Annotated in this window: 15 protein-coding genes and 1 pseudogene; 9 read left to right on the top strand and 7 right to left on the bottom strand. The window is 41.9% G+C overall.

The features are described from left to right. Window positions 1–269 precede the first annotated feature (269 nt). The 4 genes from V7K60_RS08350 to V7K60_RS08335 all read left to right on the top strand — a co-directional run bounded on the left by V7K60_RS08350 (window position 270) and on the right by V7K60_RS08335 (window position 5,946). Entirely contained in the window at window positions 270–1,895 is a 1,626-nt protein-coding gene (locus V7K60_RS08350) for an AAA family ATPase (RefSeq protein ID WP_334924533.1), read from the top strand. Beyond that, window positions 1,888–4,104, top strand: coding sequence for a hypothetical protein (locus tag V7K60_RS08345; RefSeq protein WP_334924531.1), 2,217 nt, complete (start codon window positions 1,888–1,890; stop codon window positions 4,102–4,104). Before V7K60_RS08350 ends, V7K60_RS08345 begins: the two co-directional genes overlap by 8 nt. Before the next feature lie 5 nt (window positions 4,105–4,109). Beyond that, the gene (locus V7K60_RS08340; protein WP_334924529.1) at window positions 4,110–5,219 is read left to right on the top strand and encodes an ATP-binding protein; all 1,110 of its coding nucleotides are present in this window, start codon (window positions 4,110–4,112) and stop codon (window positions 5,217–5,219) included. 505 nt (window positions 5,220–5,724) lie between these two features. Then, a complete protein-coding gene (locus V7K60_RS08335; RefSeq protein WP_334924616.1) occupies window positions 5,725–5,946 on the top strand; it encodes a ferredoxin-thioredoxin reductase variable chain in 222 nt (73 codons plus the stop codon). A 5-nt stretch (window positions 5,947–5,951) separates the two neighbouring features. On the opposite strand, the gene V7K60_RS08330 is transcribed toward V7K60_RS08335, so the two are convergent. Continuing rightward, window positions 5,952–6,173 carry a hypothetical protein gene (locus V7K60_RS08330; RefSeq protein WP_334924527.1) on the bottom strand — a complete coding sequence of 74 codons (222 nt, stop codon included), beginning with the start codon at window positions 6,171–6,173 and terminating at the stop codon, window positions 5,952–5,954. 119 nt (window positions 6,174–6,292) lie between these two features. Beyond that, window positions 6,293–6,943: pseudogene (locus V7K60_RS08325) on the bottom strand (YdcF family protein). Here V7K60_RS08325 and V7K60_RS08320 point away from each other — a divergent pair. Further along, window positions 6,852–7,070: a hypothetical protein gene (locus V7K60_RS08320; RefSeq protein ID WP_334924624.1), complete on the top strand. Its 219-nt coding sequence runs from the start codon at window positions 6,852–6,854 to the stop codon at window positions 7,068–7,070. The pseudogene V7K60_RS08325 and the gene V7K60_RS08320 overlap by 92 nt on opposite strands. Window positions 7,071–7,193: 123 nt before the next feature. Continuing rightward, window positions 7,194–7,322: a hypothetical protein gene (locus V7K60_RS08315; protein ID WP_334924525.1), complete on the top strand. Its 129-nt coding sequence runs from the start codon at window positions 7,194–7,196 to the stop codon at window positions 7,320–7,322. Here V7K60_RS08315 and V7K60_RS08310 read toward each other — a convergent pair. The 4 genes from V7K60_RS08310 to V7K60_RS08295 form a co-directional block, all read right to left on the bottom strand. Beyond that, window positions 7,303–7,809 (bottom strand): hypothetical protein, encoded by a 507-nt coding sequence (locus V7K60_RS08310; RefSeq protein WP_334924523.1) that lies wholly within the window; start codon window positions 7,807–7,809, stop codon window positions 7,303–7,305. The genes V7K60_RS08315 and V7K60_RS08310 overlap by 20 nt on opposite strands. A gap of 156 nt (window positions 7,810–7,965) precedes the next feature. Further along, window positions 7,966–9,495, bottom strand: coding sequence for a bifunctional aminoglycoside phosphotransferase/ATP-binding protein (locus V7K60_RS08305; protein ID WP_334924521.1), 1,530 nt, complete (start codon window positions 9,493–9,495; stop codon window positions 7,966–7,968). Between the two features lie 99 nt (window positions 9,496–9,594). Beyond that, window positions 9,595–10,200 (bottom strand): 50S ribosomal protein L25/general stress protein Ctc, encoded by a 606-nt coding sequence (locus tag V7K60_RS08300; protein WP_334924519.1) that lies wholly within the window; start codon window positions 10,198–10,200, stop codon window positions 9,595–9,597. Between the two features lie 109 nt (window positions 10,201–10,309). Further along, entirely contained in the window at window positions 10,310–11,653 is a 1,344-nt protein-coding gene (locus tag V7K60_RS08295; protein WP_334924517.1) for an adenylosuccinate synthase, read from the bottom strand. A 141-nt stretch (window positions 11,654–11,794) separates the two neighbouring features. On the opposite strand from V7K60_RS08295, the gene V7K60_RS08290 reads away from it, so the two are divergent. Together V7K60_RS08290 and V7K60_RS08285 are read left to right on the top strand one after the other, a co-directional pair. Then, window positions 11,795–12,373 carry a Uma2 family endonuclease gene (locus tag V7K60_RS08290; RefSeq protein ID WP_334924516.1) on the top strand — a complete coding sequence of 193 codons (579 nt, stop codon included), beginning with the start codon at window positions 11,795–11,797 and terminating at the stop codon, window positions 12,371–12,373. 264 nt (window positions 12,374–12,637) lie between these two features. Continuing rightward, the gene (locus V7K60_RS08285) at window positions 12,638–14,839 is read left to right on the top strand and encodes a PAS domain S-box protein (protein ID WP_334924514.1); all 2,202 of its coding nucleotides are present in this window, start codon (window positions 12,638–12,640) and stop codon (window positions 14,837–14,839) included. 258 nt (window positions 14,840–15,097) lie between these two features. Here V7K60_RS08285 and V7K60_RS08280 read toward each other — a convergent pair whose 3' ends face one another. Then, the gene (locus V7K60_RS08280; RefSeq protein ID WP_334924512.1) at window positions 15,098–15,367 is read right to left on the bottom strand and encodes a CHAT domain-containing protein; all 270 of its coding nucleotides are present in this window, start codon (window positions 15,365–15,367) and stop codon (window positions 15,098–15,100) included. A 459-nt stretch (window positions 15,368–15,826) separates the two neighbouring features. Here V7K60_RS08280 and V7K60_RS08275 point away from each other — a divergent pair, with 459 nt between their 5' ends. Further along, window positions 15,827–16,777: an extracellular solute-binding protein gene (locus tag V7K60_RS08275; protein ID WP_334924510.1), complete on the top strand. Its 951-nt coding sequence runs from the start codon at window positions 15,827–15,829 to the stop codon at window positions 16,775–16,777. The last annotated feature ends 1 nt before the right edge of the window (window position 16,778 follow it).

Here is a 16,778-nt window from a genome sequence, read left to right as displayed (position 1 = left end):
AGAGTGACGAAGAAAAAAGTGGCGATCGCTAGTGAGTCAATATAAGTTAGCGATCGCACCACATAAATTTACATCACATCTTGCACTATTTAGCAAACCTCTGCGTTTAAAAAAATTACTTTTTTAAACGCAAAAAAGCGCAAAGGTTGGTGCAGAGCAATGCAGAGGTTTAATGGAAGGCAATTTTTTGCTTTGAACTTGTGAAATTATGTCCTAAGTTAATATGCGATAAGGTAAGGGTATCACAACCTGCTCCCACCACAGGAAAGATGAATATTGACCCCGTATCTGTAGTTAATGCTATTAAAGCTATTGCACCTGCTACTGTTTCTCTTGGTATCCAGCAGGCTCAACGTAACGAATATATTATTAAAGTTTTAAAACGTTTAAATCTTGATTCAATACAGCCTCCCAAAGATTTTGAAGGTGTTTATACTTATGCTTTGGTAGAATATGGCGTATTTAAAGCTAATTACATACTCAATTTTTTTAGAAATAAAGAGATTAAAAAAACTTTTTATAAGGCTTTTGCAGAAGAGGCATTGGCTATTAATAACGAGGAATGGAATACATTAAAAGATGAGGCACAACAAGCAAAAATAGACTTAGCTCAGGTTGAAGAATTTCATCAAGTTTTTCTCAGTGTAGCAAAACGTTCTATCAATCCAGGAGAAGTTATAACAAATGTACAATTTCAAGAACACCTGAAGAAATCTACAGAACTTCAAGAACAGTCGCCCTATCCAGATGAGTTTAAGGCACTAATCGAAGAAAAAACTAAAGCATTTTGCGGACGGGTATTTGTATTTAATGAATTTGATGATTTCCTCAAAAAGCATCCTAAAGGTTATTTTACCGTGATTGGAGATGCGGGAATGGGGAAAAGTGCGATCGCAGCCCAATCTGTATCTAAATACAAAGCTATCTGCTACTTCAATATTCGGGCAGAAGGTCGCAACACACCAGACCAATTTTTGCAAAGTATTCGTCAACAACTGATTAATCGCTATCAGTTACAAAATGCAGAGAATGATAATTTACCTACTTTGCTGACGAAAGTAAATGAAAAGCTAGCAACTGGTAAACCCTTGGTAATTGTGGTTGATGCACTCGATGAAGTCGAGCAACCAGGGTCAGGAAATCTTTTAGATTTACCCAAAAACCTGCCAGAGAAGATATATTTTCTGTTAACTAGGCGACGCTATGCCCAAAATGAAAAGCGCTTGTTGACTGAAGAAGTTCCAGAGCAGCAGTTGGATTTAACAGCGAATAAGTATGAAGTCTGGAATCGAAAGGATGTGACAGAGTACATTAGCTCATTTATCAATGATGAGCCAGAGCATCATGGTCTAAAGACATGGATTCAAAAACGGAATATTCAACCGCCATATTTTATTGAGCAGGTAGCACAAAAAAGTGAAAACAATTTTATGTACCTGTACTATGTCTTACCAAGTATTACTAGAGGCGATTATCAAGACTTAAGTTTAGAAGAATTACCTGAGAAACTTCAGGGTTATTATGAACAGCATTGGAAGCAGATGGAAATGGATACTCCAGACAAGCGGACAAATGCGATTATTCTCTGTGTACTGGTTGAGGTAGGTAAACCGATTTCTTGTGAATCCATTGCCCGCATTACTGGTCGAGATGAATATGATGTCTTGGAGCTTTTGAATAAGTGGCTGGAATTCTTGAGAAAACAAAAACAAAATGAGGAAGACTACTATTCAATTTATCACCAAAGTTTTGCAGATTTCCTCCGCAATCAACCTAGTCTAAAAAGAGAAAAAAGAAACAATAATATTGATTGGCAAGAGGTTCAGCGTCTTATTTCCGACTTTAATGACCAATTGTGGGCGAGCCTAAAATCAGGTGAAGACGAAGATGAGTAGTTTTGCTAAAAAATTTGCCCAGTTATCTTTAAGCGACCAGCGAACTATCCTCATTGACCCTCGTGTTAAAGCAAAGATAGGAAAGTGGAAACCACTTTATAAAAAACTGACTGATTTTGATTTTATCGATGCTAAAGTCAAGCATTCTGATTTTGGTGTGCAGTCACTAATTGAGGATTATGATTTAATTAACGACTCAGAATTATTGAGTAACCCAGAATATAATCCAGAGCAAGTCAAAACGCTGAAATTGATTCAAGGAGCTTTACGACTGTCAGCGCATATCTTAGTAAAAGATAAAAAGCAACTGGCAGGGCAATTATGGGGGCGAATGCAGCACTTTGCAGTACCAGAAATTCAAGGAATGCTCGAAGTCGCAAAGCAGCAGCAAGTTTTACCTTGGTTGCGTCCGTTAACATCTAACTTAATTTCCCCTGGCGGAAGTTTACTTCTTACCCTCTCAGGTCATAGCAACTCAGTAAATGCAGTAGCCCTCACCCCCGATGGCAAGAAAGTGATTTCTGCTTCATTTGACAACACACTCAAACTTTGGAATTTGGAAACTGGGGAGGATGAGCGGACTTTCAAAGGTCATCGCCACTCGGTAACAGCAGTAGCCCTCACCCCCGATGGCAAGAAAGTGATTTCTGCTTCATTTGACAACACACTCAAACTTTGGAATCTGGAAACTGGGGAGAATCAGCGGACTTTCCAGGGTCATAGCGGCCCGGTATTTGCAGTAGCTCTCACCCCCGATGGCAAGCAGGTGATTTCTGCTTCAGATGACAACACACTCAAACTCTGGAATCTGGAAACTGGGGAGAATCAGCGGACTTTCCAGGGTCATAGCAACTTGGTAACAGCATTAGCTCTCACTCCAAATGGTCAGCAGGTGATTTCTGCTTCAGGTGACTGTACACTCAAACTCTGGAATCTGGAAACTGGGGAGAATCAGCGGACTTTCTACGGTCATAGGGGCCCGGTATTTGCAGTAGCTCTCACCCCCGATGGCAAGCAGGTGATTTCTGCTTCATTGGACAACACACTCAAACTCTGGAATCTGGAAACTGGGGAGAATCAGCGGACCTTCCAGGGTCATAGCGCCCCGGTAAATGCAGTAGCTCTCACCCCCGATGGCAAGCAGGTGATTTCTGCTTCAGATGACAACACACTCAAACTCTGGAATCTGGAAACTGGGGAGAATCAGCGGACTTTCCAGGGTCATAGCGACAGGGTAAATGCAGTAGCTCTCACCCGCGATAGCAAGCAGGTGATTTCTGCTTCAGAGGACAACACACTCAAACTCTGGAATCTGGAAACTGGGGAGAATCAGCGAACCTTCCAGGGTCATAGCGCCCCGGTATATGCAGTAGCTCTCACCCGCGATAGTCAGCAGGTAATTTCTGCTTCATGGGACAAGACACTTAAACTCTGGAATCTGGAAACTGGGGAGGATAAGCATATTTTCCAAGGTCATAGCGACACGGTAGTATATGCAGTAGCCCTCACCCCCGATGGTCAGCAGGTAATTTCTGCTTCATGGGACAAGACGCTCAAACTCTGGAATCTAAAAACTGGAAAGCATGAGCGTACTTTCCTGGGTCATAGCAACTTGGTAACAGCATTAGCTCTCACTCCAAATGGTCAGCAGGTGATTTCTGCTTCAGATGACAAGACACTCAAACTTTGGAATTTGGAAACTGGGGAAGATGAACGTACTTTCCAAGGTCATCGCGACACAGTATATGCAGTAGCCATCACCCCCGATGGCAAGCAGGTAATTTCTGCTTCAGGTGACTGCACACTCAAACTTTGGAATTTGGAAACTGGGGAGGATGAGCGTACTTTCCACGGTCATAGCCACAGGGTAAGAGCAGTAGCCCTGACCCCCGATGGCAAGCAAGTAATTTCTGCTTCAGGTGACTGTACACTCAAACTCTGGAATTTGGAAACTGGTGAGGATGAGCGTACTTTCCACGGTCATAGCAACTCAGTAAATGCAGTAGCCCTCATTCCCGATGGCAAGCAGATGATTTCTGCTTCATATGACAACACACTCAAACTTTGGAATCTAGAAACTGGGAAAGAAATTGCCACTTTTACAGGAGAAAATCCATTTTATTGCTGCGCTGTTGCAGCAGATGGGATGACAATTGTGGCAGGTGATGGTTCAGGAAGAGTGCATTTTTTGCGGTTGGAGAATGTTTAAAAAGTATGAACACTTCACCTCGACCCCCAACGCCAATCAATTTCCCCTTTTACCCAACAGAATTTCAACAAGTCATTCTCGAAAAAAGCCAAAATTTTGTTGGTCGCGCCTTCGTCTTCACGGCTATATTCAACTTTCTCCAGCGTCATGACCGGGGTTACTTTACCATAATTGGCGCACCCGGTAGCGGCAAAAGTTCCATCCTCGCCAAGTACCTCACTGAAAATCCCCACGTTCTTTATTACAACGCCCAACTCCCAGACAAAAATCGCGCTGAGGAATTTATTGCTACTATCTGCACGCAAATTGACCCGACATCTCAAGAAACCTCTCTACCTTCCCTGCTTCAGCAAGTCAGCAACAAGCTAGAACCTCAACAAAAGTTTATCATTGCTATTGATGCCTTGGATGCTGTTAACCGCACCGACCAAACCCCAGGCTCAAATCTCTTTTATCTTCCCAGATATCTCCCGCGTGGGGTGTATTTCCTTGTTACCCGTCGTCCTTATGTGCGAAAACAATCCGGTTTGTTGATAGAAGCACCTTCCCAAATTTTCGACTTAGCAGAATACCCACAACAAAACCACGAGGATATAGAAGCATATATTCGGCAATATGTCAATAATGACGAAGAATTCACAGTACAGCTAATAGCCAAAAGCGAAAACAATTTCATGTACACTTCAGCATACTTCGACTGCGCTCAGTACAAGAAGCTCAGTGACCACCTCAGTCAGATATTACCTGCTATCTCTAAGGAGGTTGACCCATTTACCCCTGATTTAGAGGCGTATTATCAGCAGCATTTCCACAAGATGATTCCTCCTAATTCGCCAAGCCAAGAGAGGGAATTTAAATCATCTGTGCTGAATGTATTAATGCAAGTTTCATCTGTAGTATCAGCAAAAAGCATTGCTAGTAGAATTGATGCTGATGAATACGATGTCGAAGAAGTTCTGGAAAATTGGCGTGAGTTTTTAACACTCCAGGACGGCACTTGCTTCAAGTCGGGAAACCCGCCCAACGCAGCGCCTCAAATTGATGGAGAAATCCGCTACAGTCTTTATCATTCCAGCTTCCAGGATTTCTTAAGCAAGCAAGCAAATTTTGGTTAGACTCTATACCGTTTCTCAGTTCAGTCTAATAAAGACCTAACCCCCAACCCCTTCCCTATAAGGGAAGGGGAGTAAGATTCAAAGCCTTTCTCCTCTTAGGAGAGAGGTTTGGAGAGAGGTCAAAGTCAGAGTGCATTCGATAATCACAACGCATCTGCCATGCACGAAAATTCTTGAGAGAGTTGACCTGGGGAACATCCTAGAGTCAAGATAAAAGGGTTGGATATCTTGTAAAAGTACTAAGCACATCCGATATCGCCTGATTTTCTTTCATTTCCTTGCTTTTGGGTTAAAGAGAAAGGCTATGGGCGATACTTATTAACGCGGCAAAAAACTTAAAAGAGTACGCACGGATTGCTAAGACGTGCCTGGACGCAGAGGGTTAAGCCGTTGCACCCCAATGAAGCGTCAAGAAATAGCTGATTAAATCAAATTCTAAGCGATTTAATCATATATTTTGTAGCAGATACTTGTGGAAAAGAAAATGCTAGGTGTAAATGTTGTTATGAAAGTTGGCGATCGCGTCCGCGTTAAAGATTCGGTAGTGGTGTATCATCATCCTGAACATCGGAATCAGCCTTTTGACATCAAAGGCACAGAAGGCGATGTAGCAGCTATTGCCACCCTATGGCGAGACAGACCAGTAAGTGCTAATCTGCCGATTGTAGTCAAGTTTAGTAAAAAGTTTAAAGCCCATTTACGTGAAAATGAGTTAGAAGTCATTTAAAGCACTTATCGGCGGCGAAACCACTGAAAAATATTCAGTTCGCCGCGCATTCTTTTAAGGTCTTTGCGGTTTTGTTCTGCTGTTGTATAATACCAATCACAATAACGCTGAAACTCTGACCGTGACCGAACTTCCTGATAAAACTGATGGGTTGTTTGGTAAGACGCAAAAGCTTCCTCAACTTGGGGTTGAGCAACTGGAATAATATAAGGTAAATTTTTTGACATAAAATTAAGAGTCAGGATTGGAAAGTTTTGAATTCAGCTAATTACCGCACTTCCTAATTAATAACTCATAACTCCTGTACAGACGCGATTAATCGCGTCTCTCATAACTGCTAACTTGATTAAAGCCAACCCCGTAAGCGATAAACTAAAGAACCAATATACTCTTTTAAAGCGATGGTAAATTGGTGTAAGTTATCAGTATCAGGTAATAAATTTAGTATAGCGGCTTTGGGAGTACTACCGAGTTCTTGCAACTCACCCTCACTAACTAGAAAGTCAGTAGGTGCAGGAATAGCATTGATTCCTTGACGCTGGAAAATCTGAAGCGATCGCGGTATATGCATTGCTGAAGTTACTAATAATACCTGACGAATGCCACGAGATAACAAGATTTTGCGGACATTTACAGCATTTTGATAAGTATTGAAAGAGTCAGGTTCTTGGACAATCGCCTCAGATAGAATACCAATAGATGTGAGTATTGTTGCCATATCTGCTGATTCTGGAGAACCACTTCCACGCCAATCAATGCGGCCGCCGCTCAGAATAGATTATAGGCGCTTTTTTCTGCCGATACAGTTGTGCGGCGTAGATGACGCGTAGGCGTAGCCCGCTGTAGGTATCACCTGCTTCACTTAAATCGACGGTAGGTCTTTTGGGGGAAAAGCTGATTTTGTTATGCCACCCAAAACCACAATTGCTTCTGCATTAGGTATTTGGGCTGGTGGAAGATTTTGCCATTCTAGCGATCGCACTAATGATTTAGCGATCCAAGCATTGCTACAAAATAGCAATAAAGTTAGGGAAAAAGCAATTGCGATCGCAGCAGTCCTCGGTCGTTTCCACAAAGTCACTAATGCTACTACCAAGCTTATACACGCTAATCCTAGTAGATAAAAAAATAGTGGCAGTAATTTGGATAGATATAAAAACATATTATTAGGGCATGGGGAATAGAGCATGGAAAATAGGGAATGAGGAAATTGGGAAGAAAAACTATTGATTTTTGACTAATGCCCAATGACGCCAGTCGCCTCAAGTCGGGAAACCCTTTCGGCAGTTCCTCCTGGGGGAAACCCCCAAGACCGGACTGCCTCACCACGGCGCTGGCTCCCCAATGCCCAAATTATTACTTTTCCCAAAACTTGAAATTGAAACTACTTCCAGGAGAGCGACGGTAACGGCGGCCGGCTCTTCTGGTTTGCCGTTTGTTGATCCTTTCATTCGTTGGTTCAACTTCGCCCTCTTCTGACTCTTCAACTTGCAACTGAGTTCTAGTTTCTTCCTTACTTCCCCACCAAGCAGTAATCCAGCCTCCAGCTAAAGCGCCTAATCCACCTAGCAAAATACTCATGGGTGCTGGATAGCCTAAATAGACAAAACCCAGCATGAAAAATAACCAGTATTTCAATCCTGTATCGACACCATCAGATGAGGCGACAGCTGGAGCCTGGGGGTTATTATCGGTTAAACTTGTGATCCAGCTTAAGATGAAACCGCCCATGATTCCTAAAAAGATGCTCAGGGCTGGTGCGGAGCCAGTCATTATTAATATAAATGTTAAAAATGCCCCAAATAATAGTTGAGAAAAGAAGCTGGGAGAAATACTGAAAAAGTCGTTCTTTTTGTCTGCCATAAAATAAAAAACTTATTAACCAATTACTAATTCGTAATTCGTAATTGAATCTAAAATTACGAATTACGAACTTGTACTGAGCTTGTCCTGAGCGTAGTCGACTTGTACTGAGCGGCGTCGAAGTAAGGGCGTAGCCGAAGTATTACGAATTACGAATTATTTTAATTGTGCCTGTTGTGGCTGAGTTGTATCCCAAATCTTTACATAAGGTTGTTCCTTTTCAGTGAAAGGTTCAGCTTGTTTGATTTGTGAGGCTAATAAATCGGCGGTGGCATCAGCAATATCACCAGTGCGATTGTTCAAACGCTCTTTTATAACTTCCAGCGGTGCTGTGCATTGGATAATCTGAAGGGGAAGTTGATGTTTTGTAGCTCGTGCGATCGCTTCTTGCCGTAATTGTTGTTTATCATACTTGGCATCTAAAATTACCGAGAAACCTTGTTTAGCCAGGATAATTCCCAATTCCAACAGCCGTGTGTAAGTTTTATCGGTCATCTCAGGTGTATACAAATCATCGCCACCCTTTTCCCACAAAGGAATTCCCCCTAAATGCTTCCGCACCGCATCCGAACGCAGGTGAATCGCTCCCTGTTGACGAGCTAAAGACTTTGCTGTGGTACTTTTACCAGAACCCGACAACCCCGACATCAAAATTAGTTGTCCCAGGTTTGGTTTAGTGTATTCCCAAGCCTGTTTGTAATAGTCGGCAGCGGTTTTTGTCGCTTCTTCCTTCACCGTCGCGGGTACACTTGGATCGTCTAGCAAAAATGAAGTTACCTTCGCCCGGACATAAGCCTGACGACTTAAATACAAGGGCAACACCTGTAAGCCTTCCCAGTCTCCAGTTTGCTCTATATAGGCATTCAAAAACGCATTACCCAAGTCTTTACGCTGGCGAGCTTCCAAATCCATTACTGTGAACGCTACATCGTACATTACATCGACAAAGCGAAACGGCTCATTAAACTCAATGCAATCGAACAACAAGATTTTATCGTGCCAGAGGGCAATATTTCTCAGGTGTAAGTCTCCGTGACATTCACGAATATAATCGCTGTGAATTCTGCTAGCAAATAATTCTGAATGTTCGGCAAAAAAGTTATCTGTATATTGCTTTGTTTCTGTAAATTGCGTCTGAGTTTGGGGGCCACCAATATACTTCTCAGTTTGCTGATAATTCTCATCAAAGGCAGCCCGGACATTTGGCACTTCGCCAAAAGTGCGAATGTAATCATTCGTCTGTGCTTGGGCATGATATCGAGCCACCACCCGTCCCAACTCATCTAGGCGTGTCTCATTTAACTTACCCTGTTCAAAAAGTGTACTTAATAGCGACTCTTGAGGAAACTGGCGCATTTTCAGCACATATTCTACAGCCTCGGCTGTTCCCCCTAACTGATATTGCTCCCCTACCAGAGTTATGGGCAAAACTTCTAAATACAGTTCACCTGCTCCCCGTTGATTCAACCGCAACTCTTCCTGAGAAAAATGTTGCCGCTTCTCTAAGGTGGAAAAGTCTAAAAAACCAAAATTCATCGGTTTTTTTAGTTTATAGGCGTAATCTCCAGTCAGCAGCACATAAGAAATGTGAGTTTGAATTAGTTGAATAGGTTCTGTTACTGCATGGGGATAAAATCCAGGTTGCAACATTTGCTCGATAAAAGCTGGAAGAGTCGCTTCTGTCATCTCTGTCCTCTGCGCTCTCTGCGCCTCTGCGGTTCAAATACAAAAAAACCAGGAGTTCCCCCCTGGTGTCATCAAAAATTATTACACAGTTTATCTAGCTTAAGAAACTGCCTCAGTTTCAGTTTCTGTCCCAGCATCTTCAGCGCTAATTTGTGGTGGCAATACGCTGACAACAAGTCGCTCTGATTCAGCTAGAGGTGTAACACCTTCAGGAAAGGGTATATCACTAATACTCAAGCTGTCGCCAATTTGCAGATTAGACACATCAATTTCGATCACATCTGGGATATTTTCTGGCGCACAACTAACTTGTAATTCAGTGACTACGGTGTCTAACACGCCACCCTCTTGTTTAACACCAACAGCAGTTCCCACAAAACGTAACCGAACTTCTACAGTGGTGTCGCCGTGGCCAGCAACCGCGAAAAAGCTGAGGTGATAAGGCGTACCTTTTGCGGGATGGATCTGAAGTTCCCGCAGTAAGGTTTTACCGCGCCAAGGTGCATCAGCAATATTCAACTCAATCAAGGTGTTGTTGACAGAAGCTCTTTTGAGTAAACGCTCAACAGTTTTGGCCTCAATGGTCAAAGAAATGGATTCTGTACCCTTATGACCATACAAATTGGCAGGTATCAGTCCAGCACGGCGCAAAGCTCTTGGCTTGCTGCCTTCTGGACGTTTTTGAGATTCGACTGTAATAGCCATAGAAGTTGTTAATTAGAGTTAGTTGTTAATTAGAGTTAGAAGTTAGGAGTTAGGAGTTAGGAGTTAAGAATTTTGATTGAATTACTCACTCTTAACTCCTCACTCTTAACTAAGCACTAAGTAGGGTAGCAGGTGTGCCGTCGGGGTGCAATAAAGCGCGTTTGGGCCCGTGGATAGGGTCTTCTACGATTATGGTTTGATCGCGGCTGGCTCCTAGTGAGACGATCGCAATCGGAACTTCCATCAATTCGGCTAAGAATTTGAGATAATCCAATGCTGCTTGTGGCAAGTCTTCTAGGGTGCGGCAGTGGGTTGTTGACACTTTCCACCCTGGTAAGGTTTTGTAGATGGGGCGACATCTAGCAAATTGACGAGAACTTGTGGGGAAGTGTTCGCTGCGTTGGCCATCTATGTTGTATGCGACACAAACTTGGATTGACTCTAATTCATCGAGAACATCCAGTTTGGTGAGCGCCATACAATCCATGCCGTTAATCCGCACGGCATAACGACCGATGACGGCATCAAACCAGCCACAGCGCCGTTTGCGTCCAGTGGTTGTGCCAAATTCGGCACCGCGATCACACAACAATTCTCCCAACTCGCCATCCAATTCAGTGGGAAATGGCCCCTCTCCTACACGGGTTGTATAGGCTTTTGACACCCCAATTACCCGGTCAATCATTGTCGGCCCTACCCCAGTTCCAACGCAAGCCCCACCCGCCACCGGGTTAGAGGAGGTGACATAAGGATAAGTTCCATGATCTAAGTCTAGGAGCGTACCTTGTGCGCCTTCAAACAAAATATTGCGCCGTCGCTGAATTGCATCGGATATTTTCAACGATGTATCAACAACGTAAGGCCGCAAGCGTTCTGCGTACCCCAAATACTGCTCAATCACCTCTTGTGCATCTAGAGGTGGCAAGTTGTAAAGCTTTTCTAAAATGACGTTTTTATAATTAATCGTCCACCCCAGCTGCTCACGCAGCCCATCTGGGTTCATCAAATCTAAAACCCGAATGCCTGTACGTTCAGATTTATCAGCATAAGTCGGCCCAATGCCCCGACCTGTTGTGCCGATCTTATAGCTTCCCCGTCGTTCTTCAGATGCCTGGTCAATCAATCGATGATAAGGCATCGTTACGTGGGCTGTCTCAGATATCAGCAGGTGGTCAGTGGAAATATTTAACTCTTTTAGTTGGTCGAGTTCTGCGATCAAAATCTGTGGATCGATGACTGTTCCACAGCCGATAATGCAATCGGTATTTGGATACAAAATCCCAGAGGGTATCAAGTGCAGTTTAAAGGTCTGACCTTTAACTACAATCGTGTGTCCAGCATTGACACCCCCTTGGTAACGCACCACAACATCTGCAGAACGGCTGAGTAAGTCAGTTATTTTACCTTTTCCTTCATCGCCCCATTGGGCACCTATGACAATGACGTTAGCCAAGAGCTTATATTAAGAAGTAAAGTTTCCACAAACTATAATTATTAACATATTGCTTGAATCGTGTCAAGCTAATTGTAGTAAGAGCGTACAGACGTGCCCCCTACAGCAAATTCCATTGTGGATCTATCATGTCACCCTGCTATGACAGCAATTACCATCAACTTTAATAACGTTATCAAACTTACCAATGACCAATTTTACCAACTGTGTCGGGATAATCCTGATGTCAAATTCGAGCGCAACGCCAAAGGAGAATTAATTGTAATGCCACCAACAGGGGGAGAAACTGGAAAATGCAATGCCAAACTTACTACCCGATTTGTCTTGTGGAACGAACAAACCCAACTTGGAGAAGTATTTGACTCTTCCACTTGCTTTAAACTTCCCAACGGCCCAGACCGTTCCCCCGATGTATCCTGGATACAGTTAGAAAGATGGAATGCACTCAGTAGCGAACAGCGCGAGAAATTTCCTCCCATAGCTCCTGATTTTGTTTTAGAGCTAATGTCTCCATCTGATAGCTTGAGCGAGACACAAGCCAAGATGGGCGAATATATGGATGCAAAAGTGCGACTTGGTTGGTTAATTGATCGAAAAACACATCGCGTCGAAATTTATAGACAAGGACAACCAAAAGAAGTATTAGAGTCTCCCACTAGCTTGTCTGGAGAAGATATATTACCTGGTTTTGTTTTGGATTTACGGATAATGTGGGGTTAATTACAATTTCAAACAGGAGACGTTGCATTGCAACTACAAATGCTATGCATAGGCAAATTCTCTGAACCAAACTGCATTAACTATACTACTATTAAAAATAAATTTATATTAAAAAATAGCGGATTTGTTTGTAATTATTATGTATAAATTATCATCCCGATAAATCCAGATATTTACAACTATAACAGATTGTATTTTGTTACCCGTGATCTCAAAAACTTTAAAATATTCTCAGTATTTGTTTTTAATTTTTAATCTTAACTGATGGAGGTAATCTGCGGCAGAAGGGGCGATCGCATGAGCAAAAAATGGTATCGAGTCCAAAAGCTGAAAGCAATATTTGTCCTAGCATTGGCAGTTGTATTTACTAATGCTGTAGTCTCATATAGCAATACTGTGAAGCTGATTCACAACCAGCAATGGCTAACAGACTCCTATAAAGTTATTACCCAAATTGAAAGTATCCAATCTATACTCAAAGATACTGAAACTGCACAACGTAGTTATTTAATTACAGCAGATGCAGATGATTTACAAACTTATCTTGCAGCTTATCAACAAACTAATAGCAATATTCAGATTCTTAAAAATTTAACTGCCAAGAACCATCAAAAACAGCAGTGGATTGCTTTGCTAGAACCGAAAATTACCAACAGGCTCAACATTCTGCAACAAGAAGTTTACCTCAGAAAAAACCAAGGATTAGAAGCAGTTCGGCAGCTAATATTATCTGATAATGACAAGCAAATTGGCAAAGAAATTCACCAACTGATTAACGACTCTTTGAAGGCAGAGAAAAATTTATTACAGCAGGGAATGCAGCAGTCACAAGCAAATTCCCAAAAGGCGATAGTGATATTTTTTATCGCTGCGATTGTAGATTTGGTGCTGGTGGCGTTGCTATATGATTTGTTGTGGCGTTATCTCAGGCAACTTCAGCAGACAGAACTGGCCCTACGCCAAAGCGAAAATCGTTTACGAGCGATGATAGATGCAGAACCAGAATGTATCCAGCTAATTGCCAGAGATGGCACTCTTTTAGAAATTAATGCAGAAGGGCTGGCAATGATGGAAGTGGAAAGTGCTAATATCTTGATTGGTAAACCAGTTGATGCCGTAATTGTGGCAGAGTATAAAGCCGCCTTTACCGACTTGCATAAAAATGTCTGTCAAGGTAATAAGGGGACTTTGGAGTTTGAAATCGTGGGATTTAAAGGCACTCGCCGCTACATAGAAACTCATGTCGTACCACTATATAACGAATCTGATGACACGTTCATCCATTTGGCACTGACGCGAGATATAACCCAGCAAAAACAAGCAGAACAGAAAATTCGTGAACAAGCAGCGCTGCTGGATGTATCAACTGATGCGATTCTGGTGCGAAATATCCACAACCAAATCTTATTTTGGAATAAAGGTGCTGAACGTCTATACGGCTGGAAGGCTGAAGAAGTTGTGGGTAAGAATGTTTTACAACTTTTGTATAAAGAGATTTCACCACAGTTAGAAGATGCTTACTTGAGGGTGATAAATACAGGTGAGTGGCGGGGTGAGTTGCATCAACTGACAAGGGAAGGCAAAGTAATTATCGTTGAAAGTCGGTGGACACTGATCCGAGAAGATAATGGACAACCTAAATCCATTTTGAGTGTGAACACTGAGATTACGCAGCAGAAACAACTAGAAGCTCAACTTCTGCGATCGCAACGTTTGGAGAGTATTGGCACTCTAGCTGGCGGTATCGCTCACGACCTCAACAACATACTATCGCCAATTTTAATGTCAGTTCAACTGTTGCAGAAGAAATTGCCCGATTCGCAGAGTCAGCAAATACTGCAAACTTTAGAAAATAATGTCAAACGCGGCGCTAATTTGCTTAAACAAGTGTTATCTTTTGCACGGGGTATTGAAAGCAAACGGACAATTGTGCAAATTCAGCCTTTGATGGCAGAAATTGAGCAAATTCTCGCTCAAACATTCCCTAAATCCATCACTTGCCAGATAGATATCCCTAAAAATCTCTGGTACGTTCGTGGAGACATAACTCAACTACATCAGGTATTGATAAACTTGGTAATCAACGCTCGTGATGCTATGCCCAATGGCGGTATTCTTAGGATTGCGGCGGAAAATCTGGTGATTGGCGAACATTCTGCTCAGATAAATATTGATGCAAAAGTGGGTTCTTATATTGCGATCGTGGTGACGGATACTGGTATGGGGATGTCGTCAGAAGTCCAGCAAAGGATTTTTGAACCATTCTTCACTACCAAAGATGTCGGGCAAGGCACTGGTTTAGGACTTTCTACAGCCTTGGGTATTATTAAGAATCACGGTGGTTTTGTCAGTGTTTTCAGTCAAGTAGGCAGAGGTACTCAATTTACAGTGTACTTGCCTGCATCAACATTCAGAGACACACATTCGCTGTCTCAACAATTGGAATCAGTTATAAAAGATGGCTAAACAACAACGAACTACTATCCCTGTATAGATTAACAGTTTTGACTATCTTGCTGAATTCTTCTAAAAATTTAGATTCTGGAAAACTTTGTTTACATAGTTTTTCGTAGTTACGCTCATAAATTTCTACTATGTACTGTTGAGTTTTCAGGTACTTTATTTTTTTGATGTAATCAAATACATTATCAATGTTATTTTCTAATTCAGTTTTTAGGTCTTCCAATTTTTTCTTTCGTAAACTTTTAAACTTATTCGGATCTATTAAATTATCCTTAAAGTACTAACAACGTGGTTTGCTCCCTTAGCAAGAAACCCACTTACTAAACCAACATATTCATCGATTATCCTCTCTTTGCTGGATTCCTGGCTAGTAATCCCAGTTTCGCAAGCAGAAAGACAAATGAGTTGATACTTTTGTAAGTCTAATGGATACTCAAAAATGTCACCCAAAGTCAGTTCCTCTTCGTCTGCTAACGCCAAAGCTGATTCTCTCGGCTTATCTAAATTGTAATATGTTTGGTCATCAGACATGAAGGAACAGCATGTTGTCTTCGGTGGTGAAAAGCTGCTCAAGAAGGCATGCTGGAAGCCTTTGCGGAATTTCTATATGCATAATCTCATCAAGATCAAAACTTTTTACTTAAAGTTTTGATAAAGTCAGCGTTTAATTACGTAGTTGAATTGATTTTATCCAACTAAGTTGGTACAATAACTTCAATCGAAAACACAAACTTGTATAAAAACATACGCCATAAATACCGTTGAATAATTCATAAAGTTTAAACGCTCAGATCGAGGACTGTTTAAGCATTAGTTAAGCTGTTCCATATTTTTTAAATCATATATGGTCGTGTTGGCTGTTGAGTGTTAACTCTTGACTGTCAACTGTCAGCAGTCAATAAACCTCACTCCTTCACTATGCAATAAATATCTGTTTTAGCTTACCAAAAACCAGAAAGTAATTTTTTCCTTACTATGAGCGATTAAAAAATGATGAAAAAGTATTTGCTTGCCGCTTCGGTGACTGCATTAGTTGTCAATCTTACCTTTACAAAACAGACTTTAGCAGCCACACTGGCTGCACCTCCTGAGGTGACTTTATATGCTGCTGGTAGCTTGAGGGGTGGGCTTTCGGAAGTTGCTAATGCTTTTACTCAAGAATATGGGATTTCTGTCAAAACAGAATTTGCTTCTTCTGGTTCATTGAAAGATAGGCTGTTAACAGGAGAAAAGGCAGATGTCTTTGCCAGTGCAGATTTAGGTAATGCCCTTACACTAAATCAAAATAACTTAAGTGGGGAAGTCAAAACGTTTGCCAGAAATCCTATCTATGCGATCGCTACACCTGAAGTGTCACTCACCACAGAGAATCTGCTTGATAAGTTTCTCAATACCGACGTTAAATTGGGTATTTCCAAACCTGTAAGCGATCCCTTGGGAGATTACGGGGTGGAAGTATTTCGCAAAGCTGAACAAATTAATCCAGGCAGTTTTGCCCAACTGAATGGTAAAGCCGTAATATTATCAGGAACATTGCCGCCAGAGAGGAATAGTCCGGGGGGCAGTATAGTCTACTATCTGCAAGATATCAACAAAGCAGACATCTATTTAGTCTATTACACCAGTGCTTTATCTGCTCAACAAATTTCACCAAATTTACAGATAGTGGAATTGCCAGATAACTTAAAAACCCAAGCTGACTATGGTTTAACAGTACTTAAGGATGCGAATCCTGGAGGTTCAAAACTAGCTGATTATATCCTTTCACCAACTGGACAAAAAATACTAGCAAAGTATGGATTTAATAGTCCGAAGTCAGTTCCCGAACCTCAGGGGGTTGGTGAAATTTTACTTGCTGTGAGTGTAGCTTTTGCTTTGCAGAGAAGGTTGATTGCTGCCAAACAGCAAAAAGTTAAAGTAGGCGATGAATGCCACAATTAGA

Origin of the sequence: Nostoc sp. (assembly GCF_036917555.1) — a bacterium.
Classification (GTDB): domain Bacteria; phylum Cyanobacteriota; class Cyanobacteriia; order Cyanobacteriales; family Nostocaceae; genus Nostoc.
The sequence above is the reverse complement of the archived record's forward strand: the minus strand, read 5'-3'. Positions and strand labels throughout refer to the sequence as shown.